General features: G+C 64.7%; 2 protein-coding genes. One reads left to right on the top strand and one right to left on the bottom strand.

Features of this window, described 5'->3' with window-relative positions; all coding sequences use genetic code 11:
• Window positions 1-314, top strand: a 314-nt coding sequence (locus K6I33_RS35240; RefSeq protein WP_229358861.1) for a hypothetical protein, incomplete at its 5' end; no start/stop codon positions are given.
• Window positions 315-417: 103 nt separating this feature from the next.
• Here the strand turns inward: K6I33_RS35240 and K6I33_RS35245 are convergent.
• Window positions 418-1,007 (bottom strand): hypothetical protein (locus K6I33_RS35245; protein ID WP_229358862.1); only part of this gene is annotated, 590 nt, incomplete at its 5' end.

Raw genomic sequence — 1,007 nt, forward strand, 5'->3', positions numbered from 1 at the left:
CGTTGACTTTTGGCACGCTGTTGAGTTCTCAAGGAACGGACGCTTCCTTTGTACTCACCCTTTCGGGCTTTCCTCCGGGCTTCCCTTCGGTGTTTCCAACCTTACCAGATCCGTTTTCCGTTCCGTTTCCGCTTCTTAGTCAAAGCGGTCGGTCCGAATTCCGTTTCCGGCGCCCTGTTGGACCGGGCTCACCGAGTTTATCAGAATCTTTCCGGCCGATTTACATCGGCTTTTCGGTTCCCGATAAGGAGTCGGAGTGGCTTCGCGTGAATCCGATGTATCCGATTCACCGACCGAAGCTCGACAGATACTAACCGTTGCGGGGGAACCAGTCCAGTTCGTCGCAACCGTTCGAATCTACCTCCCCACTCCTCCCGTGTCAACGGTCCTCGTGGGGCGAAGAGAACACTACCAGGTTCAGACCTGTGCCCATGACGACGGCGGGCTGTCCAGGTCCTCCAGCTCGATCCCGGGCGCCGAGAGGACCACGTCCCCGGCGAGGTGGACGGAGTGCTGCTCCCCCGTGTCCAGGTGACTGACCTGGTACTCGTCCACTTCGAGCGGGCCGTTGTCAGTGGCGTGTGCTGTCCTGTCGACCAGGGCCCACGACTGGTCGACCGTGAGGGGGGCGAGCACGGGGGGTGTGAAGGTCACGAGCCGGACGCGGACGGCGCCGGCGCCCGGCGAGAGGCGGAGCAGGCGGGAGACGGCCACGTAGAAGGCGGGGGAAGCGCCGCTGAAGGCATGGGCGCGGACATTGCCCTCCGTCGCGTGTTCGCCCGTCGGGTCGGTACGGACCCAGGTGACTCCGTCGATGGCGGCACCGCGCACCTGCCAGTCGGAGCTCTGGAGCTGGAGGCGGATGGGACGACCGAGGTCGTCGATGGCGAGGTCGACCGAGCCGGTGGGGGTGCCGGAGGGGTCGGTGAGCTGGGAGACGTAGCGCCAGCCCGAGGGGCCGGGGGCGCAGTGGAAACGCTCTTCACCGAGGGGGGAGTGATCGTGGT

The sequence above is a fragment of the Streptomyces sp. UNOB3_S3 genome (assembly GCF_020740895.1).
Lineage (GTDB): Bacteria > Actinomycetota > Actinomycetes > Streptomycetales > Streptomycetaceae > Streptomyces.